General features: G+C 60.6%; 17 protein-coding genes. 3 read left to right on the top strand and 14 right to left on the bottom strand.

Annotated features, from left to right (window positions below; all coding sequences use genetic code 11):
- Positions 1–30: 30 nt before the first annotated feature.
- Complete coding sequence (locus SFUM_RS18320; RefSeq protein ID WP_011700342.1) at positions 31–2,736, bottom strand: 2-oxoglutarate dehydrogenase E1 component; 2,706 nt, start codon at positions 2,734–2,736, stop codon at positions 31–33.
- Positions 2,737–3,176: 440 nt separating this feature from the next.
- Positions 3,177–5,951 (bottom strand): glycosyltransferase, encoded by a 2,775-nt coding sequence (locus tag SFUM_RS18315; protein ID WP_011700341.1) that lies wholly within the window; start codon positions 5,949–5,951, stop codon positions 3,177–3,179.
- A 350-nt stretch (positions 5,952–6,301) separates the two neighbouring features.
- On the opposite strand from SFUM_RS18315, the gene SFUM_RS18310 reads away from it, so the two are divergent.
- The 3 genes from SFUM_RS18310 to SFUM_RS18300 all read left to right on the top strand — a co-directional run bounded on the left by SFUM_RS18310 (position 6,302) and on the right by SFUM_RS18300 (position 8,878).
- Positions 6,302–7,285 (top strand): ABC transporter ATP-binding protein, encoded by a 984-nt coding sequence (locus SFUM_RS18310; RefSeq protein WP_011700340.1) that lies wholly within the window; start codon positions 6,302–6,304, stop codon positions 7,283–7,285.
- Between the two features lie 71 nt (positions 7,286–7,356).
- Positions 7,357–8,343 (top strand): ABC transporter ATP-binding protein, encoded by a 987-nt coding sequence (locus SFUM_RS18305; RefSeq protein ID WP_011700339.1) that lies wholly within the window; start codon positions 7,357–7,359, stop codon positions 8,341–8,343.
- A 331-nt stretch (positions 8,344–8,674) separates the two neighbouring features.
- The gene (locus tag SFUM_RS18300) at positions 8,675–8,878 is read left to right on the top strand and encodes a hypothetical protein (RefSeq protein WP_041440949.1); all 204 of its coding nucleotides are present in this window, start codon (positions 8,675–8,677) and stop codon (positions 8,876–8,878) included.
- Positions 8,879–8,938: 60 nt separating this feature from the next.
- Here SFUM_RS18300 and SFUM_RS18295 read toward each other — a convergent pair whose 3' ends face one another.
- The 12 genes from SFUM_RS18295 to SFUM_RS18225 all read right to left on the bottom strand — a co-directional run bounded on the left by SFUM_RS18295 (position 8,939) and on the right by SFUM_RS18225 (position 25,162).
- On the bottom strand, positions 8,939–9,745 hold the full coding sequence (locus SFUM_RS18295; RefSeq protein WP_011700338.1) for an alpha/beta fold hydrolase: 807 nt from the start codon (positions 9,743–9,745) through the stop codon (positions 8,939–8,941).
- Between the two features lie 139 nt (positions 9,746–9,884).
- Positions 9,885–11,642: a carbon starvation CstA family protein gene (locus SFUM_RS18290; RefSeq protein ID WP_011700337.1), complete on the bottom strand. Its 1,758-nt coding sequence runs from the start codon at positions 11,640–11,642 to the stop codon at positions 9,885–9,887.
- Between the two features lie 1,720 nt (positions 11,643–13,362).
- Positions 13,363–13,953 carry an NF038143 family protein gene (locus SFUM_RS18280; RefSeq protein WP_041440945.1) on the bottom strand — a complete coding sequence of 197 codons (591 nt, stop codon included), beginning with the start codon at positions 13,951–13,953 and terminating at the stop codon, positions 13,363–13,365.
- 2 nt (positions 13,954–13,955) lie between these two features.
- A complete protein-coding gene (locus SFUM_RS18275) occupies positions 13,956–14,243 on the bottom strand; it encodes a hypothetical protein (protein ID WP_041440943.1) in 288 nt (95 codons plus the stop codon).
- Between the two features lie 3 nt (positions 14,244–14,246).
- Positions 14,247–15,995 (bottom strand): YeiH family protein, encoded by a 1,749-nt coding sequence (locus SFUM_RS18270; protein WP_011700334.1) that lies wholly within the window; start codon positions 15,993–15,995, stop codon positions 14,247–14,249.
- A 554-nt stretch (positions 15,996–16,549) separates the two neighbouring features.
- A complete protein-coding gene (locus SFUM_RS18265) occupies positions 16,550–16,792 on the bottom strand; it encodes a hypothetical protein (protein ID WP_011700333.1) in 243 nt (80 codons plus the stop codon).
- 458 nt (positions 16,793–17,250) lie between these two features.
- On the bottom strand, positions 17,251–18,660 hold the full coding sequence (locus SFUM_RS18260; RefSeq protein WP_011700332.1) for a Ni/Fe hydrogenase subunit alpha: 1,410 nt from the start codon (positions 18,658–18,660) through the stop codon (positions 17,251–17,253).
- Between the two features lie 46 nt (positions 18,661–18,706).
- Positions 18,707–19,681, bottom strand: a complete 975-nt coding sequence (locus SFUM_RS18255) for an NADH-quinone oxidoreductase subunit B family protein (protein ID WP_011700331.1) — start codon at positions 19,679–19,681, stop codon at positions 18,707–18,709.
- Positions 19,666–20,124, bottom strand: coding sequence for a hydrogenase iron-sulfur subunit (locus tag SFUM_RS18250; RefSeq protein WP_011700330.1), 459 nt, complete (start codon positions 20,122–20,124; stop codon positions 19,666–19,668). Before SFUM_RS18250 ends, SFUM_RS18255 begins: the two co-directional genes overlap by 16 nt.
- Complete coding sequence (locus tag SFUM_RS18245; protein ID WP_150109558.1) at positions 20,114–23,188, bottom strand: FAD-dependent oxidoreductase; 3,075 nt, start codon at positions 23,186–23,188, stop codon at positions 20,114–20,116. Before SFUM_RS18245 ends, SFUM_RS18250 begins: the two co-directional genes overlap by 11 nt.
- A 10-nt stretch (positions 23,189–23,198) precedes the next feature.
- Entirely contained in the window at positions 23,199–24,671 is a 1,473-nt protein-coding gene (locus SFUM_RS24005) for a helix-turn-helix domain-containing protein (protein WP_083764131.1), read from the bottom strand.
- Entirely contained in the window at positions 24,668–25,162 is a 495-nt protein-coding gene (locus SFUM_RS18225) for a hydrogenase maturation protease (RefSeq protein WP_011700325.1), read from the bottom strand. Before SFUM_RS18225 ends, SFUM_RS24005 begins: the two co-directional genes overlap by 4 nt.
- Positions 25,163–25,383 lie beyond the last annotated feature (221 nt).

Raw genomic sequence — 25,383 nt, 5'->3', positions numbered from 1 at the left:
CCCCACACGGTAATACGGCGGTTCGCGGCACTAGAGCTTGAGCGCCTCCCTGAGAATGGCTTCCTGCTCGGCGAGGTGAGCGCGGTGAGAGCCTGTCGCGGGACTCGCGGCGGCCTTCCTGCCGATGAAGCCGACCTCTCGGCCGGTGAGCGCCTCCAGCCTGGGCCCCACGAATCCCCAGCCCCCCATGTTCCGGGGCTCCTCCTGGACCCAAACCCATTCCCCGGCACGGGAACGTTTTGCGGCAATTTCCTCGAGCAGCCGTTCCGGAAACGGATGGAACTGCTCGATCCTGATGATCGGAATGCGTCCGGTTCGAGCCTCGTCCCGTTTCCCGACCAAGTCGTAGTAAATCTTTCCGCTGCAGAAGAGCACGCGTTCCGGAGCCTCGCTTTCGCCCGGGTCGTCCAGCACTTCCCGGAAACGGCCGACGGAGAGGTCGGCCATTGCGGACACGGCGAGCGGATGCCGAAGCAGGCTCTTCGGGGCCATCACCACCAGCGGTTTTCGAACGTTGCGTTTCACCTGGCGCCTGAGCAGGTGGAAGTACTGGGCGGGAGTGCTCGGGTTGCAGACCTGGATGTTGTCCTCGGCGCAGAGCTGGAGAAATCTTTCCAGGCGCGCGCTGGAATGCTCCGCGCCCTGCCCTTCCAACCCGTGCGGCAGCAGCAGCACCAGGCCGCTTCGCCGCTGCCACTTGGTTTCCCCGCTCGAAATGAACTGGTCGATCATAACTTGAGCGTTGTTGGCGAAATCCCCGAACTGGGCCTCCCATATGACCAGAGTGCGCGGCTCCGCAAGCGAATACCCGTATTCGAATCCCAGCACCGCATTCTCGGAGAGCATACTGTCATATCCGCAATAACGGGCCTGACGCGGGCTCAGTGCGTTCAGCGGCGTGAAGCGCTCCCCCGTCTTCACATCCGTCAGTACGCTGTGCCTGTGGCTGAACGTACCCCGCAGGCTGTCCTGACCGCTCAACCGCACCGGCGTCCGCTCCTCGAGCAGTGTTCCGAAAGCGAGCAGCTCCGCCGTGGCCCAGTCGATCCCCTCGCCCTTTTCGACCGACTCCAGGCGCCTGGCGAGAATACGCTCGAGCCTGGGATGAACGGAAAAACCGCTCGGAAACGCATTCATTCCGCGGGCGAGGGAAACCAGCGTCTCTTCGGCAACCCCCGTTTCCACCGGCGTTTCCGGATCGTCGCGGCCGATGTCGTCCCAGCTTTCGATAAACCGGTTCACGGGGAGCGGGCAGGTCTTGTCATGAACGGAATCGAAGGCCTTCTCCAGGCACTCGCGGATACCATCCTGCATCGCCTCGATCTCGCCGTCCGAAACGACGCCCTCGTCCCTCAGCTTCGCGGCATAGCCGCGCCAGAGCTGAGGCCTTTCCTTGATGCGGTCGTACATCACGGGCTGCGTGAAGTACGGCTCATCCCCTTCGTTGTGGCCATAGCGCCGAAAACAGACCACGTCGATGACCACGTCCTTGGCGAATTCCATGCGGTAGTCCAGCGCAAGCTTGACCAGGAAGCAGGCGGCTTCCGGGTCCTCGCCGTGAACGTGGAAGATGGGGACCATGAGCATCTTGGCGACGTCGGTCGAGTAGCGCGTGGACCGGGCATGATCCGGGAGCGTGGTGAAACCGATCTGATTGTTGACGACCACGTGAATGGTCCCTCCCGTGGAATACCCTTCCAGCAGGGAGAGGTTCAAGGTCTCGGCAACCACGCCCTGGCCGGCGAATGCCGCATCGCCGTGAAGCAGGACGGACAACACTTGCCGGCGCAGACAGTCGCCGCAACCGTCCTGGCGCGCGCGGGCAATCCCTTCCACCACGGGGTCCACCGCCTCGAGGTGGCTCGGATTCGCGGCCAGGAGTACACGCAGCGAACGCCCCCCGGGGATTTCGAGATCGGCCATGTATCCCTTGTGATACTTGACGTCTCCGCTGCCAACCATCGACTCCGGGTCGTAATGATCCTCGAATTCGCAGAAGATGTCCGAATAGGGTTTGCGCAGAACGTTCACCAGGACGTTCAGACGCCCGCGATGGGCCATGCCGAGAATGACCTCGCGGCATTGCGCTTCCGCCGCGCGCCGTAACAGGCTGTCCAGCATGGCTGTCACGACTTCCGCCCCTTCGAGGGAGAACCGTTTCTGCCCGACGTATTTCGTATGGAGAAACTGCTCGAAGAGTGTCGCCCGGGTGAGCACCGAGAGAATGGCGAGCTTTTCGTCGGCAGCCGGGTCCGGGCGGTTTCGGATCGGTTCCATGCGGTCCTGGAGCCAGGCCCGCTCGGACGGGTCCTGCAGATGCATGTACTCCACACCGACCGACCCGCAGTAGGTGTCCCTCAGAATGGACACGATCTCCCGCAGCGGCATCCGTTTCGAATGCAGAAACCCGGGAGCCTGAACGTTGCGATCGAGAGCCGCTTCGGACAGGTTGAAGGACGAGAGTCTCAACAGGGGATGGTCGATGGGGCAGCTCGCCAGCGGGTCCAGGCAGGCGAGCAGATGACCGATGTCACGGTAGCGGTGGATGAGCTCCTGGACGCCGGCCTGGAGAAGAACCTCTTCACGATCGCAAATTCCCGAAGGTTCAGGAAAAGAAGCAAGCTCGAAGCCCTCGAAGAAAATCCGCCACTCCCGGGAGACTTTCTTCGGATCGGACTTCCAAAGCCGGTACTGAGCATCGATGTAGTCGGCATTCCAGCCGATTGAAAACTCCATGGGAAACAACCTCTCGGACGGACGTGCTTCTTCGTGCGGCCCTGCATGGGCTCATACCGTTTCGCATTCAAGACGGCAGCATCGGGCGGGAGGGCTTGAAGCCGTTCCTCACCGTTTCGCGAACCGCGGGGACGGTGCCCGTCCACATATGCCTCGCCTTCGGCAACTTCCCTGTTCCGCGATCTTGAAGGCGAACGGGTATCAGTCCTTGAAGCTAGGAATCGCACTCCGGGCTTGTCAAGTCGCGGCCCGGTTTCATCCGAACCCGATGCCGGCCGGAGAGGACGATGCAGTGGAGCTAACCCGGCGGCCGTCCGGCAAGGAAGTTGCCGACGACGACGGTCCGCGCCAAAATGGAAAGGGTGCCGCCCCGCGGGGAGCGACACCCTTTTCTCATTCTCGTCCGATTGACCGGATGCGGCCGATACAGGCCGCCGGCTTCATGAATCGTTCTCTGTCCCCAAGAGGCGCACCATCACCGACATGGCGGCGGAACACTCCTTGACGATCCAGATCATGAACAGGAAGGCGATGGCATAGAAGAGGCCGCACGCCATCCAGGCATGACTCAGGGCCGCGCAGGCCGCAAGAAACCCGAAGAGCAGGGTCACCGCGATTCCCGCCGTCGAACACCGGGGCCAGGTGCGGACGCGCACGAATTGCCTGCCGCCCCCGTGCTCCTCAACGGCCATGAGCACCCTGACGCTGCCGAGCAGCCCGCCGCGCAGCTCGAGGTCCCAGCGGTCGAAATCGCCGCCCCTGAGAACCACGGTCCGAAGTCCTCGGATGCCGGATTCGAGCGACTCCAGCCAGTCCAGCGGAGACCTCCACTGTTCGCTCCACACGGTGAACATCCTGGGCCACGGCCAGGGCTGGGCGATCCCCGGAACGGAGCAGTTCCGCCAGGGGGTGAGGCCGAGCCGCACACGGCCGACGAGCCGGGCCAGGGGCTGCATCAGGTGCAGCGTTGCGGTCAGGACGCGCAGCTTGAAGACCTGCCGGCGCGAGCCGCCGTGCTGGGAAAAATCCACGTGCATGGCGCACATGCATGCGTGCAGAACCGGCACGAAAACCGCGAACAGGAGCAGCGGCAGGGCCAGGAGCAGCGGCGACCATTCGATGCCCAGCACGGAGAAAACCGCGAGCGCCGCGATGATGGCGTACCACTCGGGCATCATCGGCAGGGACCAGAGCAGCGTGGGCGCGGGCTGATAGATCGACTGGAACAGGGCGCTGCCCCAGGTGCCCTGGTAGATACGGCCGCGCGACCAGCTGAGCAACTGCTCGAATCCCTTGAAGTAGAGGCGCCCGGCCCAGGGAACATGCCCGGCCGCGTTGTATTTTTCAGGCCATTTCTTCTCCAGGAAAGCTTCCGCTTTCCCGTAGTTCTTCTGCTGCTTCCAGTAAGCCTTCACCGAATTCCGTCGATGGTGCCAGACCATGGCGGCAGGGTTGAACCCGAGGGTCCAGCCTTTCTTCTGGAGCCGCCAGCAAAGATCCACGTCGTCGCCTGCGATCCGGAACCGGTGGTCGAAACCGTCGATGGCCTCGAGCGCCGATTTCCGAAAGGCCATGTTGCAACCCGGAATGTGTTCGGCCTCCTGGTCGGTGAGCAGCACATGGATGGGACCACCCGGAGAATTCGCCACGCAGGCGGCGATGGGACCGTCTTCCGGGGGAGGCAGATTGGGCCCGCCGACACCGACGTGGTCGGTGGTGAGGAACGTATAGGCAAGATAGGTCAGCCAGTGCGGGTCCGGGCGGGCGTCGTCGTCGATGTAGGCGACAATCTCGCCTTTGGCGGCTCGCATCCCCGTATTCCGGGCGCTGCTCAACCCGTGGTTGGTCGTATTGATCACCTTGAAACCATATTCCGCGGCAATTTCCCCGGTTCCGTCCGTGGAGCCGTCGTTGACCACGACCACCTCAAAGTTGGGGTAGTCCAGCCGGCGCAGCCCGTCGAGGCAGTTGCGGATGGTTCGCGACCCGTTGTAGGAGCAAACCACCACCGATATGCTCGGCCACTCCAGGTCCGGCGCGAACGGGATTTCCGCAAACGCTTTCCTGATCGCGTCCAGGGTCGGCTTGGGATTCCGGTCCCGGTCCGTCACGCCGAATCCCCAGTCGTCGATGTCGAACCCGCCCCGATGCCATTCATCCGTCCAGGAGAAAACGAACATCCCCGCGCAGCCGGTGGCGAACGTCGACCGGATCTGCCAGGAAAGCGTGGAAGCCTGGACATCCACTCCGTTTCGGATGCTGTCCAGCCCGATTTCCGCCATGACCAGCGGTTTCTCCCCGGCAAGGTTCTGCAGGCGGGCCAGGTATCCTTCCAGTTTCTCCCTCGTTTCCAGGTAAACGTTGAAGGAAACGAAATCCACGAATGGCAGCTGCAGATATTCGGTGGTGGGGAAGTTGACGTAGGTCACCAGCGCTTCGGGGTCTTCCGCCTTGGCCGCCTCGTAGAGCCGCTTCAGAAAGTTTTCCACCTTCCGGGCGCCGTACCAGCGCACGATCGAGGCCGGAATTTCGTTGCCGATGGTGAGGCACAAAAGCGCGGGATGGCCGGCGCATTCCTTCACCCCCAGGCGCACCCGCCTCTCGATGTCCCGAGCCATTTTCTTGCTGTCCAGAAAAGCGATGTGCTCTTCCCAGGGAAGCCCCACCATCACCCGCAACCCGTGTTTTTGCGCGATGTCGAGCAGCCAGCGCGGCGGAACCGTGTAGGTCCGTACCGCATTGATGCTGTTGGCGGCCATCTGAGCGAAATCCTTATCGACCACCTCGGGAGTATGGTACTCGCAACCGTCCTCTTCGGGGCGGAAAGGACCGTAGGTCACACCGCGAACGTAAAACTTGTCGTCGCCGACGAAAAGGAACTTGCCCTTCACCTGGGGCCTTACACCGTCAACCACGGGAATGGTTTTGGGGGGGCTCAGGAAGAACCGGGCAACACCCGTGGAATTCCCCGCCTTTGGAAAGACAGGTCTCAGAATTCCGGATTCATCGGATTGAATTTTGAAGGATAAAGGCTCTTTCTTCTCAGCGCCATCCTCGGTTCCCGTGCGTCCGTCGATCGGGACCGCATCCCTGGCGATTCTCGGGCGCAAGACAGTGGTTTCTTCCGCCCGGTTCTCCAGTGGCTCGATCCCGTCGCCGTCTTCCATGCGGTCGTCCGCCGCTAGGTCGAAAATCTTGTGTGCCGGCCTGGCCATGTTGTCCTCATAGGGTGGAATCGTTGATTGTTTGTTGCATCGGCGTCACACATCACGTAAAACGCGATGGAACCATAGAGCAAGGTTTGTGCCAAGAGTTCAATGAATTGATTACATTGGATTAATCAAACGGCGTCGGGGTCGTTCCGGGCCGCGGGTTACGATTCTTGCACACGCCGGTTACAATTCGTGCACGATCCGCGAGAACCGACGCCCGCAGAGACGGGAACCGGCCCCTTTTTTGACTTTGCTCCCGGTTTTTGATAGTATTTTTTTTCGATCCGGAACGGATCTTCCGTCGCGCCGTTCGGCGCGTCGGTCAACGACAACCTGCAAACGGGCGGAGTGCGGTGGATCAGCCGGGCGCGAATCGGGTTCTCCTGGAGGTCGACGACCTTCGAACGCATTTCTTCACCGAAAGGGGTGTTGCCAAGGCCGTCGACGGCGTGGGTTTGCGCCTCGATGAAGGCCGGATACTCGGCATCGTGGGTGAATCGGGATGCGGCAAGAGCGTCACCGCCCATTCCATCCTGCGCCTCGTTCCCTCCCCGCCCGGGCGGATCGTCGGGGGCGCGGTCCGGTTCAACGGCAAGGACCTGCTCGCGCTGAGCGAAAAGGAGATGCAGGAAGTCCGGGGCAGGGAGATTTCCATGATCTTCCAGGAGCCCATGACCTCCCTCAACCCGGTTTTTCGCGTGGAAGATCAGATCGTCGAAGTCCTGCAGCGCCACATGGCGCTCTCCCGGCGGGACTCCCTGGACAGGACGCTGGAGCTGCTGAAAATGGTCGGCATCCGCTCTCCCGAGATCCACATGAAAGACTATCCGCACCAGATGAGCGGAGGGATGCGGCAGCGCGTCATGATTGCCATGGCCCTGGCGTGCAGCCCAAGGCTGATCATCGCGGACGAGCCCACCACGGCCCTGGACGTGACCATCCAGGCGCAGATCCTCGACCTGCTCAGAGAGCTCCGGGAGAAGACCCGAACGGCCATCCTGCTCATCACGCACGACCTGGGCGTCATTGCGAACCTGGCCGAGCAGGTCCTCGTGATGTACACGGGCCGCGTCGTGGAAGAAGCCCCCGTGAGGGCCCTTTTCGAGTTTCCCTTGCATCCTTATACCCGGGGCCTGATGCGCTCGATCCCGGGAAGGGCCGCCGGCGGGGAAAAGCGGCTGGAAGCGATTCCGGGCGTGGTGCCGAACCTCCTGGAACTGCCGCGCGGCTGCAAGTTCAACACCCGCTGCCCGTCTGCCTTCGATCGCTGTTTCGAGGAAGAACCGGGCCTGCTGCACCCCGAAGGCGGGCACCCCGTCCGGTGCTGGCTCTATTGATGCGAATCGAACCGAATTCGGTCGAGAGGATTCGGAAATCGACGCGCGCACATCCCCTGGAGACCGGTTTCATGCAAACAGGACAACAGGAAACCTTGCTGGCGCTCAGCAACCTGAAAAAGCACTATCCCATCACCCGCGGATTCGTCCGCAGGCAGGTCGGAAGCGTCAGGGCCGTCGACGGCGTCGACCTCGCCGTCAGCCGGGGAGAGACCCTGGGGCTGGTGGGCGAAAGCGGCTGCGGGAAATCGACGCTGGGACGCCTGATCCTGCGCCTGGAATCGCCAACGCAGGGAGAAATCACCTACGATGGGAAAAACCTGCTGACGCTCCCGGCCCGGGAAATGCACGCCCTCAGGCGCAGGATGCAGATCATTTTCCAGGATCCCTATTCATCCCTCAATCCCAGGCAGACCGTGGGCAGAACCATCGGCGAAGGGCTGGTGATCCACCGCGTGGGCACGGCGGCCGAACGGCGGGAACGGGTTCGGGAGATCATGGAAGTGGTCGGCCTGAGGCCGGAGCAGATCAACCGCTACCCGCACGAGTTCAGCGGCGGACAGCGCCAGCGCATCGGGATTGCGCGCGCCCTGGCGCTCAACCCCGAGTTCATGATCTGCGACGAGCCCCTGTCCGCCCTCGACGTCTCCATCCAGGCGCAGGTGATCAACCTCCTCCTCGACCTGCAGGAACGGTTTCGCCTGACCTACCTCTTCATCTCGCACGACCTTTCCGTCGTGCGGCACATCAGCGACCGGGTCGCCGTGATGTACCTGGGGCGCATCGTGGAACTGGCGGAAAAGACGACGTTGTTCGACAGCCCGTGCCATCCCTATACGAAAACGCTCCTTGAGGCCATCCCGGTCCCCGACCCGAAAGCTTCCGGAAAGCGCGGACACGCCAAGGCGGAGTTGGAGCCGGACACCTGCGAGCTTGCGCGATGCGTGTTCAAACCGCGCTGCCGGGAGGCGACGCCCGCCTGTGACGATCGAGCGCCGCCATTGGTGGAACACGCTCCGGGACACTGGGTGAGGTGCTTTCGGCACGGCGTGGAATGACGCCGGGGCTCCACCGGAGTCGCGGACACGACGATGCGAAGTGATGCGAAGCGATGCGACCCTTGCGGCGCGTCGGAAAATGACGCCGGAAAGCCACCGGCCGGCAGGGATGTCATACCCCGAAAAGGCACCCTTGCCGTTGAGGAAAGACGGAGAAATTCGCTACCGTCTTCCATTTCCCCTTTGGCATTTCGGGCGAATTCCGGCAGCAGTGGACGTGATGGAACGAAATCGAGACTCGGGCCCGCTCCCCCGGGGAATGTGCGGTTCATCGGACTCGACACGCAAACTGAAGCGCTCTGCGTGACTCTCCCCGGGAAAGGTCGTGAACATGCATCCGGTTTTCTTGCTGATTCCAATCCTGGTCGTCGCGGCGGCCGTCCTCCTGATCCTGAGAAAAAAAGAACGCAAGCCCCCCGCCTCCTACGAGGGCGCCATCCGGTTCACCGATATCCGTGGCCGCGACATGCTGATCATCCGCAAGGAAGACGGGACGTTCGAGACGGTCGAGGACATGCGGGGGAAAAAGCCCTGAGCGCCGGCGGACGATCCCGGCCCATTCGGCCCATCCAGATTGCCGTCCCCTTTGCGGGGATCATGCCTCTGCAATGAAAGCTTCGAGGTCCCGCGTGAATTCCGCGGGTTTTTCCCAGTGAAGGGCGTGACCGGCGGCGTAGGTTTTGATGTTCGAAGCGGGGATCAATTCTCTCAGCCCGTCCTGGAACTCACGGGTGAAAAACCCGTCCTGCTTTCCCCAGGCGATCAGCGTGGGAACGACGATCTCGGGCAGCCGCGCGCTGTGGTCCTCGAGGAGCAGGGTGTGAAGCGTTTCGCGCCAGATACGCGCCGGTATTTTCAAACTCTCGGAGATGATGCCTTCCATGAAGTCCGCCGGAACGGGATTGGTCGTCGCCTGGAATTCGGCCACGAAGGCGCGGTCCACGGGATCGCTCAACCGGTCGACGGCTCCCTTCAGCTCCAGGAGAAGCGGATGATCTTTTGAGGTAGGCGCGGAACTGATGAGGGTGAGGCTCTTCACCCGCTGCGGCGCGATCATTGCGACGCGCTGCGCGATGAAGCTCCCCATGGAATGCCCGGCTAGGTTCGCCCGTTCCACGCCGACGGCATCCATGAAGGACACGACGTCCCGCGCGAAAGCATCGAGGGAATAGGCGCCCATGGGCTTTTCCGAATCCCCGTGCCCCCTCAGGTCAACGGCAACCGCGCGGTGCCGGGGCGAGAGCGCCGAAAGCACGCGACTGAAGGAAAACCAGGAATCCGCGTACCCGTGAATGAAGACCGTCGCCTCCGCCCCGGCGGGTCCCCGTTCCACGTAATGCATGCGGACGCCGGTCTCCAGCGCGACACCGTTGAAACGCAGGTCCGGCTCCAGCGATCCCACAGTCCCTCCCTGTCGAAAAAGCACGCACGAAAACGGCCCCGCCCCCCTTTGCCCGCAGTGGTCACCAGGGTGCGAAAAGGCGCCGAAAAAGAGGCCGGCCGCCGTGGCCCCCTTTTCGGCAAACAGTCCGAAAAGCCCGTCATGCCGCGCGGGCGGGCACTACAGCTTCCCTCCTGATCTTCCTCCACGCGTTGAACGCCATTGAAATGACGCCGATCGAGAGAATGGTCAGCAATATCGCAACAGCGGCCAACATGTAGTTCTGCTTGGGAAGATAGGTGTTTACAAGCAGACTGACCAGGGAATACAAGGTCGTCACCATCATGAAAATGGCCGGGATCACGGTAAACACGGCATTTTTCCCCTTGTTCACCAACCACACCGATACGGCTATCAGGGCCAGCGAGGCAAGCAATTGATTCGCGGAGCCGAACGCGGGCCATATAACCAGGAACGCATTGTTGTAGGCCAAAATATACATGAGGAACACGCAAAGCGCCGAGTTGAACAAATAGGTTTTCATGATCTTCGGAACATTCGTGAACATCACCTGCCACAGCTCTTCGAACAAGTACCGGTTGAGCCGAACGGCCGTATCCAGCGTCGTGACCACGAAACCCTCCACGAGAAGGATTCCGAAAATCGTTCCGTACACGGGCGATATACCAAGCCCTTTGTCGAACAGGCCGCCCGCGCCGGCGGCAAAGGCCAGGATCGGGTTCGATCTTACCCCGGCGGTCGTCGGGAACACGATGTTCGAATAATCCTGAAAGGCGATGCCGCATCCGACGGCGACCAGGACGCCGATGGCGAGCAGGCCTTCCAGCAGCATGCCCCCGTAACCGATTCTCCTGACGTCCGATTCTTTCGAGATCTGTTTGGACGACGTGCCGCCCGCAACCAGGCAATGAAAGCCCGAAATGGCGCCGCAGGCCACAGTAATGAACAGGAACGGCCATATGGGTCCCAGCTTGGCCGACCCCGCCGCGAGGTTCGTCAACGGGGCGTTGAAGGTAACCCCTTTGAAACCCGCCGCGATGCTCGCGATGAACAGTCCCGCAACTCCCGCGTAGAGCAGGAACGAGTTGGTGAAATCCCGGGGCTGCAAGATCAGCCAGACGGGAATGCCCGCGGCCAGCAACGTGTAAAAGCAGAGTATGATCATCCATGTGTTGGCGTTGAAGGAAACCGGAATTTCCATTCCAACGACAACGGAAACAATACATACGACGATCGCGATGGCGGAGGCGAGATATGCGTTGATTCCCTTCTTGTACACCAGAAAACCGAGAAAGGGCGCACAGCAGGTGATGATGATGACCGAGGTGGAGGCGATGCCGCCTATCTGCGCCTTGACGACCCCGCCGGCCTCTATGGTCTTCACCAGGGTTTGCGAAGGTTCGAGCTTGAGCACGTCCAGGGGCAGCAGGGAAGTCAGGGCCGTTGCCGTCAGGCCCAGAAATGCGGACGTGACCAGCAGGAGCATGAGTATGTTAAATGAAATGAAGAGAAAGAACCCCGTGTTTCCCAGGGTCGCCTTCGCGATTTCGGCAACGGATTTCCCCTTCTCCCGGACGCTTGCGAAAAGCGTCGTCATGTCGTGCACCGCACCGACGAAGATACTCCCGAACACCGCCCACAGCCATACGGGTATGAATCCGAAAAGCATGGCCACCGTGGGTCCGATGATGGGACCACCGCCCGCGATGCTGGCAAAGTGGTGCCCGAAGAGAACAATCGGCTTTGTGGGCACATAATCGCAATCATCCTTCATTGCGCATGCCGGTGTGGGATTTGCGTCGTTTTCCTCGAACACCTTGGAGATGTATTTCCCGTAAATACGATACGCAATGAAGAATAAAACGAATGCTACGACCATTAGAACTGCGGCGTTCATGTGCTTCTCCTTGTTTTACCGACTAAAGCAAACCGGTTCAATGATATCTCGATTTGTCTCGCCCAAGTAAAACCGTTACAGAGACATCTGATACTGAGGTGTGTTCAAGATTGCATAACACCTGCCCAGCGGGAGGTGGCGCGGGCGGCGATAAACCCCGCCCCTACGCACCGATGCACCGATGCACCGATCATACATAGCCCCTACGCACCGATATGTCGATCAGATATAGTCCCTATGGACCAATGTATCGATCATACGTAGCCTCTATGGATCGACATTTCGATCAGACATAGACCATACGGAGCGATATACCGGTCATACGTAGTCCATACGGAACGACGTGCCGATCATACGTATGGGAAGGCTTTATGCCCTCCCGCCCAATGCCGTCATCTTGAACGCAACCTGTGATGAAAAACTCCATACCTCCTTTCCGCGTTGATTTTTTCAACCTATTCAGCACACATATAGAAACGGTCCTTATCCTCTCCTGATTGCCCAACGCCCCGCGACCAACCGCACGAACGATGGTCCTCTTCCGGCACAGGTCTTGTGACGGCCGCCGATCATCACGTGATGCCGTCCGCCGGAAAACCCCATCCGCTAAGGTCTTCCCGGGGGTTCCGGTTTTCGGGTTCCCAAAATGGAGACTGCTCCCGGAGCAGGAATGTTCCGAACCGGGATCGGTTACCCCCAACAAAAGAGAGGATGGTATCCGCAAGGCTGTCAAAGGAGCAAGCGAGGCTTTTTCGAGAGCTTTCCGGCCCTCCGCGGTTCCCGGCAAGCTGTTCGGGTAATGGACCGCAACCGATTCTTCGGCCCTGCGGTCATGCCCTCTCGTTGAGGCCGGGCGGATCGTGTGGTCCTCCCCCGGATGGCCGGCGGCATTGCGGTCCGCATGTCTCGCAGCCGCCTTGGAAAGACCGCCGCCGAGCGGCCGGAACGGGACATGATACACGGGAGCCGAGCGTCTCGGACTGTCAGCCCCGTGTGCGGCGCGTTTCAGGAGCCTGAATCGCTCGCGTGCTCGCCGCGCGAGGGGAAAGTCGGTGGATGAGGCGATTTTGTCGTCCAGGGAGCCGATGGGAACTGACCGGTCGAGGCTGGGATGAATGGCCGCGCTCTGTCTTTCGCCAACTTCCGTCATGCCACCCCTCCTCGCTCCGATCAACCGGCAGCATAAAGCCGGAGCGTTGAGGCGAATGCAGCGTGGTTTTACGACCCGGTCACGCGCACTTCGAACCCGGACCCGCACGACCACATTTCCAGTGCCGTTCCTGATCGAACAAACACCAAGGGCATTGCCGGACCGACTTCCGGCAATGTCTTGAGAACGACGTTCCAAATCCCGGGAAGGCATCGCCAACATGCATTTCCGGGAGACAACCCAGGCCGGTGCATCGCATAAAACCGCGTGCATCCGCACGCATCAACCGGTCTGCTGAATTCAAAGGAACGTTGCAGCGCGGGCGCCGAACCCCGTCCGTCGGATACATTCGCTGCGGAATCTGCGGCCAAACGATCATTCAAACACGATCATTACCAAAATATTTTACACCTGATTGCAGAAATTTTCGCAGAAAAAAACCGACCGAACCGCAGGATTTTGTGCCGTGAAAAAATCCGGAAGGGCTCCTGAACCACTGCGCGGAGAAAACCGCAGGACCGACCCGCGCGGAGCCGTGGAAAGGGGGGGACCCACTGAAGGAAACGTTTCTCAGGCAAAAACACGCTCGGCCAGTTCACGCCGCAATTGCTGCGATCGCTCCACGATGACGCCGATGATATCGGAGGCGCCGTTCATTTCGGCCATTTGAGGCATGAGGGCGGAATAGAATTCCTTCTCCACCGTGCTGAGACGGTTGAGCGCGAGGAGGCAGTCGGTGCGGCTGCGGTAGGCCGATCTCACCAGTGCTTCGAAACTGCCGCCTTCGGAGCCCAGCAGATCCATGTAGTGTTCGGCGAGAACCCGGACCCAGGATTCGTACTTCTGCTTCGCGGGTCCGTCCGCAAGCGTGGACCGCGCGACCACCGCGCCGATATCCGGCGCCGTTCCCGCGTCTATCGCGTCCACGGAGGCATCCATCACCCGGCCGCGGGTGATCATGAACTCGTCGTTGAATCGCATCCGGCCATGCTTGTATTTCTGCATGCGGTAAATGAAGTAGAGGAAAAGGATGGGGATGAGCACCATCCAGTAGCTGACCTTCGGCTTCTCGAAGACCGCCGCGCCGACCTGGTTGGCGAATGCCCGCTCGCTCCCGAGGATCAGTTCCTTCCTGCGATTCAATTCTTCACGGTCGGCCAAGGCTAGTCCTCGTTCGGGGCGGACTCGAGGGCATGGCGTATGTATTCCGACCCCTCGTAGGTTTCCTCGAGGTCCGTGTAGTAGATGGCGGTGGCCCTGAGGCCCCGTTCGTCGATCACTTCCGCCATGTGATCCGCACCGGGAATGTACCTGGAGAGGGATCCGAAAACAAAGATGCACACCCAGACCAGAGCGAATCCGATCAGCAGCCTGAACCACGATTTCAGCCCCGTCCGCGAGGCTTCGACCTCGCGGACGGGGCCTTCAACACAGGAGTTCTTTGAAACCATGCGTTAGATCCCGGCGGTGACCTCGGGGAAGATGATATAGAACATGATGTAGGCGACGACCAGCGTCAGCATGAGCTGAAAGGACTGCCCGAACACGTACAGGGTCAAGGGCTTTCCGCCTTTGAAATACGGCCCGAATTCCCTGAAATTGGTTTCAAGGCCGATGGAAGTGAAGGCCAGGGCGAAAAACCACTCGCGCGCGATTCGCGTGAAGCCCCTCAGGACCCCCTGATCGATCATGACCGTGCTCATATCCTTCCCCATGCCCTGGTCGATGAAGGAGAAAACGATCGATGCCACGATGAACCCGATCACGAACTTGGGAAACCGGTACCACACTTCCCACCAGCTCACCTTGGTCCCGGGCGCGCACTCCACCTTGGCACACCAGTAGACGGCGACGCAGAACGCCGTAACGCCGATGAGCACGTTCTGAATCATCTTGATGGTGGCGGCCACGTAAAGCGCCTTCTCGCCGTAAAAGGCCCCGGCGGCGGCCACCGCGCCGGTGGAGTCGATGGTGCTCCCCATCCAGGCGCCGGCGAGAATCTGCGGCAGCCCGACAAGCTTGGCGAAGGCGGGCTGGGCCACCATGCAGATGGCGGTGAACACCATGGACAGGCCGATGGCCAGCGTCAGTTCCTCTTTCTTGGCCCGGCAGGCGGCCGCGGTGGCGATTGCGGCGGAAACGCCGCAGACCGACATGTCCGCGGAGATGGTGATGTTGAGGGTCTTGGACGGCATCTTGATGACCCTTTGCCCGAACCAGTAGGTCAGGATCAGGGTGATGGGCGTGCACACCCAGGCGACGAAGATTCCCGGTTTGCCGATGGCCAGGATCTTGTTGAAAAGGATTTCCGCGCCGAGCAGCACCAGGCCCGTCTTGATGAAAAACTCGGTTGCCACCGCGGGCTGAACCCATTTGGGCGTCCCGACGGTGTTACTGATGAGCAGGCCGAAGATGATCGCCCAGAGCGGAAAGCCGAATCCCCAGTAACTCATCAAAGACTGTGTCTCGGCCATGTACGCCAGTACCGCAAGGAGAAAAACAACGGGAAAGCCGAGCACGAACCTGCCGAAGGATTCTCCCATGACGGCCTTGCCGATTCCGAAAAAGACGGCCAGAATGGCACACAACCCGATGAGGTAATAAATTCGGTTGAAAGGTTTGTTGGAGGCACTCCCCTTGGCCTTGGAAGACTTTTCCTTGGCGGCCTGCCAAGCTTTGATTTCCTTATCCGCAGCCTCATTCAACCCCGTGTCCTTGAACCCCGCGGCCGCAGCCGCGGCCTGGGCCGTCTTCGCGGTCGCCAGGGCGCCGTCTTCGGCTGCTTTGGCCTTATCCGCCGCTTCCTTGGCCTTTGCGTTCATGGCGTCGGCCTGTTCCTTACTGCGGTAGACCGCATCCAGCGGATTCTCCGACCATTTGCCGGGAGCGGCAAAGAAATTCTGGATTGTCTTGCCGAACTCCTGATCCCTCGCCCGGATGCCCTTCTTGGCCGACGAGGCATTGTACCACTCGATGGTCTTGAAGGGGGCCTTGGCCGCCTCTTCCTTCATCGTGGCGTTGTACTTAGGGATTTCAGCGCTTTTTTCCGGCGGCTGGGGCAGGTAGATAGCCAGACCGATGATGAGGAGCAGGAAGCCCATCCAGATGGCCATCCAGTCCTCCTTGGTGTATAGATCCCTAAATGAGGTCTTGCCGCTCTCGATTACGACATATTCCGGTTCCTTACCGTTCTTGTCTGCCATAGTCTCTCCCTCCTCCCGAACCCGAACTGCGAACAGAAGAAATGATAAATCCAGCGGGATCCATGATTGAATCTATGAGGATCGGGTCCCAAACGCCATAATTCGCTTAAGATTCAATAAAAACACCAAGACGCATGACTGCGGACATCCGAAGATATTCTCCCTGCATCACCTCCTTCAGCTCAGAGGAAGTCAATTGTGGACTCCAATCGGGGGGACAACCACTCGATTCTCCTTTGTAATCATCCCAACAACGGTGGGCGGCCCGCCGCCGCGCCGGCCCACGTTTCGAGGCGGAAAAAGGCCCACGGCATAACGCCGGGGAAGGCTAGACTTATCAATAAATATGATATCTTTCCGAAAACATTCTTTCAATAAATAAAAAGGTCAGGCAGCGGGTGCAACGCCGGGGGCTTCCCGATCGTTCACGGGGGAGTGTCTCGGACTTCACTTCCTGTTGAGCGAGCTTCGGCAGGTTTCCGTAAGCGGCGATTCTCGATTTGTCCGGCCGGGTCGTCTCCGGCCCGCGGATGCTTTTCCATGGAGACGGTCGTTCATTCCTGCTCGGCCTCTTCCTTGATTCGCACGTACTTGGAGGTCTCCGTGATCCGCTTCCTCTCGGCGGCTTCTTTCTCCTCGACGGTCAGATGAATCTCCCCGCACTCCGGGCAGGCCACGTTGATGAACTCACCCACAGTGCGTTCCCTGATCTCGTCCACCGTCATGTGCCCGATGTAGCCGCACTTGGTATCAACCCGCTCGGCCCGGACCTTGATCTTGTTTCCCTTCTCTTTCACAGCCGCTCCTCTCAACCCGTCGCCGTCTCACGTCAATTCGCCTGCGTTCAACATCAACAATCCGGGATCGAGGAAACGACAAGGCGTATGGAGACAAATCCCGTCCCTCTTCACACAATCGAAAGGGTGAGCGTCGCGCACGCCCGCCGTCATGAGTTTCGAGCCCGACTCGACCTCAGCACATGAGTACTCTCCGGAGCACCTCGAAGCCCAAACGAAGCACCAGCCGGCTCGCCACCGCCAACCGTCTCGAACCGGACCTTGCGGAAACCCGGCATCATGGAATCACCGGCTGCAAACAACATAGTGATTCATTGCTCGAAAACAAGTGCGGCACCCCGGGATGAACCACGGCCGCGGGCCGTTCAACCGGAGCCGGCCACCATCACGCCCGATGCGTCAAAAACCCTGATCTCGATTCCCGGGCCGCCGTCCAGGCGGTGCGTCGCGCAGGAAATTCAAGGGTCGTAGGCGCGCACGGCCATCTCCACCCGATTGAGCAGTCCCTCGTCGACGTTTCCGTTTTGAATGAGGTCGCGGGCCGCCTTTTTCACGCTCATGTTGATGGGGGCGAGGTTGTGGGTGGTGCCCACAATCAGGTTCGCGCGGGTGATGCAGCCGCTTTCATCCGTGGAGTAATCATGAATCAGGGTGCCCCTGGGGGCCTCGACGCAACCCACCCCGCGGCCGGCCCGAGGCCACACCTCGTCTCTCACGCGCGGATCGGTGATGTCGGGCGACTCGAGCAGTTCCACGACCTTCTCACAGGCATGCAGCAGCTCGATCATCCTTGCCCGATGATAGAGCATCGTCGACTGGGCCGGTCTTCCGAACTCCGACCGGAATTCGACAAGCTCCGCCTGGGCGAGGGGTGTGTCGATGCGATCCGCCACGTTGATGCGCGCCAGGCAGTTGGTGCGATAGACCCCTCGAGGCTGTTCCAGATCCATGGAAAATCCCTCGCCCCATGCGTGGGCAAAGGGGAATTTGCCGTAAGACCAGGGTTCCACGTGTTCCCCGATGAAATCCGCGTATTCACGGGACGAGAACTCGTGGAAGGAACCATCCGGCCTCATCAGGCGCAGGAGGCCTTCGTAAAGGTTCAGCGAACCGTCGGCGGGGCTCACCGTGCCGAGAAACCCCGTGGTGATGTCCCCGATCCGCTTCGTGGTCGGATCGGTCGCCGAGAAAACCCGGCTTTTGGCGAAGTCCATGGCGTACCGCGCGAATTCGAGCTGTTGCCGGGAACCCGCCAGGAGCTCCTGCCGCTCGGATTCGACCATGGGCTTGGAAAACCCTCCGGGTACCACCGCCACCGGGTGAATCGCCTTTCCCGCGAATCGTTCCATCATCATTTGGCCGAGGTAGCGCATCTGCACGACTTTTTCGGCCAGTTTCGGGGATTTTTCGGCGATCCCCATGATGTTCCGAACGGAGTATTCACTGTCGGACCCCAGGAGGAAATCCGGAGCGGCCAGGAAAAAGAAATGCAGAATCTTGTCGTTGATGTGGGCCATCACCTGCATCAGCTCGCGCAGCTTCCTGCCGGCCGAAGGGACGGAAGCTCCGAAGCACCCGTCCACGGCTTTGCTGGATGCGACATGATGCTGCCAGGGACAGATCCCGCATATGCGGGTCACGATCCTGGGCACTTCCTCGGCCGGCCTTCCCTCGATGAATTTTTCGAAGCCGCGCATGGACATGATGTGAACCCTTGCATCGGCTACGTTGCCCTCATCGTCGAGGTGAACGGCAATGCGCGCGTGGCCTTCAATCCTGGTGACCGGCTGTATGTTGATGACTTTCCGGGCACCCTCGCCGTGGCTCTGTGTCGTGTCCGCGGGTTCGATCTGAAAAGCTTTTCCCATCGTGTGTCTCCGAGTTCCCGGGAAGAAAAGGGTATCCGGGCGAGGATCAGTGTTCCGCCGGGGAGCGGACGTCCCTGCCCTCGCCTCTCGGGCTTCTGCCGGACGCCCTGATAAGACGCCCGTGCGCTCCGGAAAACCTCAACAGCGAATGCCGGTCCGGGATACTCCGGACATCGATGCCGTTGCTTGCCAGGGCGTTGAGCATATCGAGCAACTGGTTGCCGTCCTGTTTGACCGGGCCGAAGCATCCCCGGCACGGCACCCTGGCGCTGATGCACATGGGCACGTTCCCGTGCAGGCCGGCGCAACCGGCGCGCGTCACGGGGCCCATGCACAGAAGCCCCTGTTCAAGGAGACACTTCATTTCCGAGAGCGGTTTCTCATTCTGGAATCGGGCACTTCGAGTGAAGCGCCGGATCTTCTGGACGTTGCCCTTGCCTTCCCGGCGCGTGGGGCAGGTGTCACAAACGCTCTTGGTCGGCATTTCCGGCCATTGCCCGTCGAGGAGCGTTCGGAACATCGCGCCGAGATAATCCGGATGCGGAGGACAACCGGCCATGTACACATCCACCCTGGCTTTTTCGTCCAGGGCGTAGGTCCGATCGAGGAACCTGGGGACGACCTCGTTGGGCGGAGCGGCCGCCTCGGTGGTTTCGCTGGTCCGGTAGTAGCGACGGAACAGGTCTTCGTCGGAGTACCGGTTCATGAGCGCGGGGATGCCGCCATGAGTGGCGCACGTCCCGAGGGCCACCAGGATTCGACATTGGGCGCGCACCTTCAGGGCCACTTCGAGCTGCTCCTCGTTGCGAATCCCCCCGCTGACGATCCCGATATCGGCTTCCGGAATCCCGATGAAGTTTTCCTCGCCGGCTTGGCCGAAATACTTGTGATCGAAGAGGAGAGGCATGTGAACGATGCGGATTTCCTTCAGCAATTCCAGGAACAGTCCGCCCATGTTGAGCATCGAGATTTCACACCCGGCGCAGCTGCTGAGGGATTCCGCCGCTACGGTGACTGGCATTCCAACACCTCCCGACCCGCCGCGCGCCCGGGCGGATCTCTGCGGTACGGCGACGGCCCGAAGTTTCTGACGGTCTGGGTCATGTCGCGAACGATGTTGACGAACCGGTCCGCTTCAGCCGAGGAACACCACACCAGTCGAAACCGGTCGGGTTCGAGCCCGAGCAGCTCGAGAAGCTCTTCGACCACGGCCATTCTCGCCTTGGCTTTCTGGTTGCCGTCCTGGTAGTGGCATTCGCCGAGGTGGCACCCCATGAGCAACACCCCGTCCGCTCCATACTGGAAGGCTTCGGCAATCAGGTCGGGGTGCACCATCCCGGAGCACATCACCCGCACCAGCCGGACCGTGGTCGGATATTGAATGCGCGCGGTACCGGCCAGATCCGCGGCGGCATATGCGCACCAATTGCACGCAAATACCAGAATGCGGGGTTCAAATGTCATAAGCAAACCTCTTTTCACCGTCGCTCAAAGCGGCTTTCACCTGCGCGGAAATCTGGCGGTAGGTGAACCCCGCGACGCTGATTCCCTCCTTGGGACACGTCGCCTGACACGCACCGCAACCCTTGCACCTGGCCGCCTTGACCACGGCGTGCTGCCTGCCGTTCGATCCTGGAATTTCCTCGAGCTGAAGGGCGCCGTAGGGGCACACATCAAGGCACAGAGCGCACCCGTCGCATGTCGTTTCATTGATCCGGGCCTTGACGTAGTCGAGGTCGATCCATCGCTGGGAAAGCACGGTGACCGCCCGTGAGACCGCCGCCTGCGCCTGGGCGATCGCCTCTTCAATGGGTTTGGGATAGTGGGCCAGGCCGGCCAGGAACAGCCCGTCGGTGGAAAAATCGACGGGACGCAGCTTCATGTGTGCTTCCTGGAGAAACCCGTCCGAATCCACCGGGAGCTTGTACAACCTGGCCAGATCCCGCACTTCGGGATTCGGGAGGATCGCCGTGGCCAGAACCAGTACGTCGGCCGGAATGCTGAACGGCTCGTGAAGCACGTGATCCCAGACCACCACCGAGAGACGATCTTCATTGAGCAGAACGTTCGGTTTCCGGTGCGTTTCATAGTTGATGAAAACGACGCCCAGCTCGCGCGCCTTGGTGTAGAGTTCCTCCCTCAGCCCGTAGGTGCGGATGTCGCGGTGCAGGATGAAGATGCGCCGCGACTGGTCTTCCTGCTTCAAGGCGATGGCGGACTGGATGGAATGGGTGCAGCAGACCCTGGAACAATAGGCCCGGCCCGGCTCCCTCGATCCCACGCACTGGATGAACACGAAGTTGTGCCCGTATTTGATGCGTTCATCCCCCACCAGATGGAGCTTGTCGAATTCCAGCGCGGTCAGGATGTTTTGAGACAGACCGTAGCCGTATTCATCCGGTTTCAGGGCCTGGCCGCCGGTGGCCAGAACGGCCACGCCGTGCTCGATCGTCTGCGGTCCCGTGGACTTCTGGATGGTGGAGCGGAAACTCCCGACGAACCCCTCCGCGTGTGAAATGGCGGATTTCAAATGAACCGAGATCAGGTCGTGTTCCTTGACCTGGGCGATCAGTTGCTCCACGTAGGACGGAATCGGCTCGTTCTTCCACGTCTTGAACAAATGCCGGGCGTTGCCGCCCAGTTGGGAAGCCTTTTCCACCAGGTGAACGGGAAACCCCTGATCGGCGAGGCCGAGGGCCGCGACCATGCCGGCCAGACCGCCGCCGATGACCAGCGCCTGCGGATTGATGCGCACCGAAACGGGAGCCAGCGGTTCGAGCAGGCCGGCCTTGGCGACGGCCATGCGCACCATGTCCATGGCCTTGGACGTGGCCGCCTCGGGCTCCCCGGAATGCACCCACGCACCCTGATTGCGAATATTGGCCATCTCGAACAGGCACTCGTTGAGCCCGGAGGCCCGCAGGGTCTCCCGGAACAACGCCTCGTGGCTCCTGGGAGTACAAGCCGCCACCACCACGCGATTGAGCTTCTTCTCCTGGACCCTGCGGCACATCAGATTCTGCGAATCCTGAGAACAGGCGAACAGCAATGTCTCGACGAAGGCAACGCGAGGAAGCGTGGCCGCATACGCCGCCACGGCGTCCACGTCCACCACGTCCGCGATATTGGATCCGCAGTGACACACGAAAACGCCGATCCTCAGTTCCTCGCCGCTCACGTCCCGCTCCGCCGGAAACGTCTTCTGGCGGGACAGACTGTACCGCACGTCGGAGAGCGGAGTTGCGGCCGCGGTGGCCGCGGCCGAGGCTTCGATGATGGACAGCGGAATGTCCTTGGGGCCCGTGAACACTCCGCAGGCATAGACTCCGGGCTTGCTGGTCGTCACCGGAGTAAAGGACGACGTGCGCGCGAACCGGTTCTGGTTCAACTCTATGCCGACGCAATCCGCCAGTTTCTGTATGTCGGCGGGACTGTCCAGTCCCACCGAGAGCACGACCAGGTCGAATTCATCCCGGATCTGCTTGTCTTCATCGGTGAGATAGCGGAAGTAAAGGTCTCCGCTCTCCTCGGCAGGTTCGATGGAAGGAACCCGGCAGCGGAAGAACTTGATGCCCCTCTGCCGCGCCCGCTCGTAGAAACGTTCGAAATCCTTGCCGTGCGTCCGCATGTCCGTGAAGAAGATCGAGATGTCCAGTTCCTTGACATGGTCCTTGGCGATCATCGCCTCCTTGATGGCGTACATACAGCAGACGGAAGAGCAGTAACCGCGGCCCGCCTTGTTGATGTCGCGGCTGCCGACGCACTGCACGAAAGCGATTTTCCTGATCTGCTTCCCGTCGGAGGGGCGGATGAGATGCCCGTCGGTGGGACCGGACGCCGCCAGGAACCGTTCCAGTTCCATGGCCGTGATGACATTGGGAAAAACGCCGTATCCCCAGTTCTGGATGCCGGACGGATTGAAGGGACGAAACCCCGGCGCGAGCACGATCGAGCCCACCTCGACCTCGACGATCGCCTCCTCTTCGTCGAACCGGACGGCACCGGAAGGGCAGACCTTCTCGCACCCGCCGCAGTCTCCGCCGCGAACCCGGATGCAGTTGCGGCCGTCGATCTGGTACTTGAGCGGAACCGCCTGCGGGTACTTGACGTAGATGGCCTTCCGGATGCTCATCTTCTCGTTGAACTCGTCCTTGACCTCCACCGGGCACACCTTGGCACACTCGCCGCACGAAATGCAGTGGTCCATGTCGACGTAACGCGGATGCCGGCGCAACGTCACCCGGAAATGCCCCAACTCGCCCTCGACCCGAATCACCTCGGTGAGCGTCATCAACTGAATGTTCAAGTGCCGACCGCACTCCACCAGTTTCGGCGACAGAATTCACATGGAACAGTCGTTGGTGGGAAAGGTCTTGTCCAGTTGAGCCATGGACCCTCCCACCGCGCCGGAGCGTTCGATCAGGTAGACGAAGTAGCCGCTGTTCGCGAGATCCAGCGCGGCCTGCATGCCGGCGACGCCTCCCCCCACGACCAGGACGGCGCCTATCTTTTCTTCGAGGATCAACATAGACCAGCTCCTAACTCCGGGAGCCTTCCGACTCACGGCCGGGAAGGACTAGCGATTCGGCCACGAGTTCCCAGAGGTACTTCACCTCGATATCGAGGTCATATTCCTTGCGAAGGCTTTTCATGATCTGGTCCCTGCAATTGTGACAGGAGGCGATCACCAGTTTCGCCTTGCAGTTCCTGATCTGCCGTGCCTTGAGACGGCCGTAGAAGACGCGTTCCTCCTTGAACGGCATGGCCCAGCTCCCGCCGCCTCCGCCACAGCAGTAATTGCCCTCCCGGTTCGGATACATCTCCACGAAGTTGGGAGCACACAGCCGCGTGATCTGCCGGGCTTCGTCAAAATACCCGTGGCCGAAGGTCTTGAGCGACTTGCGCCCGTAATTGCAGGCGTCGTTGAAGGTGGTCAGGCTCGTGTGACGCCTGGGATCCAGGCGGATGCGGCCCTCTCGGATGTATCGCATGAGCAGATCGAAAATGGATAGCACTTCAAAATTCCGAAGATCCTTCTGGAACCACCTCTGCAACCCGTACCGGGTCGCGTAGTACGCATGCCCTCATTCGGGCAGCAGCAGCGCCCTGCACTTCAATCGGTACATGTTCTCCACGAGGCGACCGACAATGGTCTTGAGCGCCTCCTCATCGCCCGTGAAAAACCCCCAGTTCACACCCTCCCAGTACCTGGACGGGATTGTCCAGGACTCCCCCGCGGCGTGGAAAATCTTCCACCAATGCTTCATGTCGTCGGGTTCGGCGAAAGGCTCCTTGGAGTTGACCGTGACCAGGATATTGGCGCCTTTGACATCGATGGGCACCGTGAACCCCGGGCACCCTTCTTCGCCCATCTCCCGGGAAAGCGCTTCGACAAGCGCCATGAAGTCCTCCCTGGGTATCCCGAGGTTGTTGCCCTTTTCCAGGCACATGAGCACGCCCTTGTGCAGAGGCCCGGGAACCTTGCCGCGATCCCTCAGTCCCCGCACCCGCTGAATCAGCCCGACGATCTCGACGTTCATCGGGCATGCCTCCTCGCACTTGCCGCACAGCGTGCACTTCCAGGGCCATTGCGATGCAATGAGCTCTTCCTCGAGTCCGAGCACGGCCATGCGGACCGCTTTTCGCGGATCGAAGCCGTCGATGCCGGAAATGGGACAGGCACTGGCACAGCTGCCACAGGTCAGACACGCGTCCCCGTAGTGGGCGTCGGGAAGAAGCCGGCCGGACCGCTCTCCGATCACCCTCACGTTCTGCTCGCTCAACGAGACTTCCCGGCTCATCACGGGAGTGCCCGGCACATGCTTGAGCTTCATCGCGGACCGCTCCAGGCCGAATTCCTGGCAAAGCTTCGCGAAATCGCTCTCCGTGATGAGATAACGTTTGCCCGACATGCTGCGGGCAGGCAACTTCCCGCTCCTCACCCAGTTGCGAATGGTGTTGCGATGGACCCCCAACTGCTCCGCCAATTGACCGATTCGAATGACTATCATGAATCCACCCCGACTTGCTCCAGCAACCATTCGCACGCCCTGGGCACCGCCGCCGCCACCTCATCGGAAATCCCCGGCCGCACCTCCTCCGGGAGCGCCTTCACCTGCACCGCGAGGACCCGCACCTCCACCCCCCCCTCGCTCCGGAGCTCCTCCAGCAGGTTGGTGGAAGGAAACTGGTGCACCGCAAAATCGTGTTGCTTCTGAACGCCAAGCTCGCTGAGATCCACTTCGAGGAGCTCCCCGGGCTTCCTCATCGGCCGACAAATCGAATCCACAATGAAAATCCGCTTGGGTTTGTCGGGCATCAGCACATAGTCGATGAGCAAATCCCGGATGCCCGTGCCCACATCGACGGCATAGACGTCATCGGGAAGCGTAAAGTGCTCCAGGAGGTATTCCACCACGGCGGGGCCGAACCCGTCGTCACCCAGAAGCACGTTGCCGCACCCGAAGATGAGGATGGGCTTCGTGAACAATTCTTCAATCATGACGCTCCGATCGTCCGATTTTGGGTATATTGGTATAAATAACACCGGCTCTTGTGCACAATGTGCAATGAGTGCAACAGCGATATTACCCGGACAATCGTCACTAAACAAGGTTTTTTTGCGCTATTGTCTTATTCGGAAAAAACGGCGGGCGGCATAAGGTGACTCGAAAATGCAGTGATTGCAAGGCCAAAACCTCATTTGTCATTTCATGAAATCAG

This window comes from Syntrophobacter fumaroxidans MPOB, assembly GCF_000014965.1.
Lineage (GTDB): Bacteria > Desulfobacterota > Syntrophobacteria > Syntrophobacterales > Syntrophobacteraceae > Syntrophobacter > Syntrophobacter fumaroxidans.
Note: the sequence above shows the minus strand (reverse complement) of the source record. Positions and strands in the feature narration are given on the sequence as shown.

Excerpts from the sequence above, each read along its gene's own strand:
- SFUM_RS18300 (WP_041440949.1), top strand. The coding sequence starts at position 8,675 with ATGCATCCGGTTTTCTTGCTGATTCCAATCCTGGTCGTCGCGGCGGCC.
- SFUM_RS18255 (WP_011700331.1), bottom strand. The coding sequence starts at position 19,681 with ATGCCAGTCACCGTAGCGGCGGAATCCCTCAGCAGCTGCGCCGGGTGT.
- SFUM_RS18250 (WP_011700330.1), bottom strand. The coding sequence starts at position 20,124 with ATGACATTTGAACCCCGCATTCTGGTATTTGCGTGCAATTGGTGCGCA.
- SFUM_RS18305 (WP_011700339.1), top strand. The coding sequence starts at position 7,357 with ATGCAAACAGGACAACAGGAAACCTTGCTGGCGCTCAGCAACCTGAAA.
- SFUM_RS18225 (WP_011700325.1), bottom strand. The coding sequence starts at position 25,162 with ATGATTGAAGAATTGTTCACGAAGCCCATCCTCATCTTCGGGTGCGGC.
- SFUM_RS18315 (WP_011700341.1), bottom strand. The coding sequence starts at position 5,951 with ATGGCCAGGCCGGCACACAAGATTTTCGACCTAGCGGCGGACGACCGC.
- SFUM_RS18260 (WP_011700332.1), bottom strand. The coding sequence starts at position 18,660 with ATGGGAAAAGCTTTTCAGATCGAACCCGCGGACACGACACAGAGCCAC.
- SFUM_RS18320 (WP_011700342.1), bottom strand. The coding sequence starts at position 2,736 with ATGGAGTTTTCAATCGGCTGGAATGCCGACTACATCGATGCTCAGTAC.
- SFUM_RS18270 (WP_011700334.1), bottom strand. The coding sequence starts at position 15,995 with ATGGCAGACAAGAACGGTAAGGAACCGGAATATGTCGTAATCGAGAGC.
- SFUM_RS18275 (WP_041440943.1), bottom strand. The coding sequence starts at position 14,243 with ATGGTTTCAAAGAACTCCTGTGTTGAAGGCCCCGTCCGCGAGGTCGAA.
- SFUM_RS18290 (WP_011700337.1), bottom strand. The coding sequence starts at position 11,642 with ATGAACGCCGCAGTTCTAATGGTCGTAGCATTCGTTTTATTCTTCATT.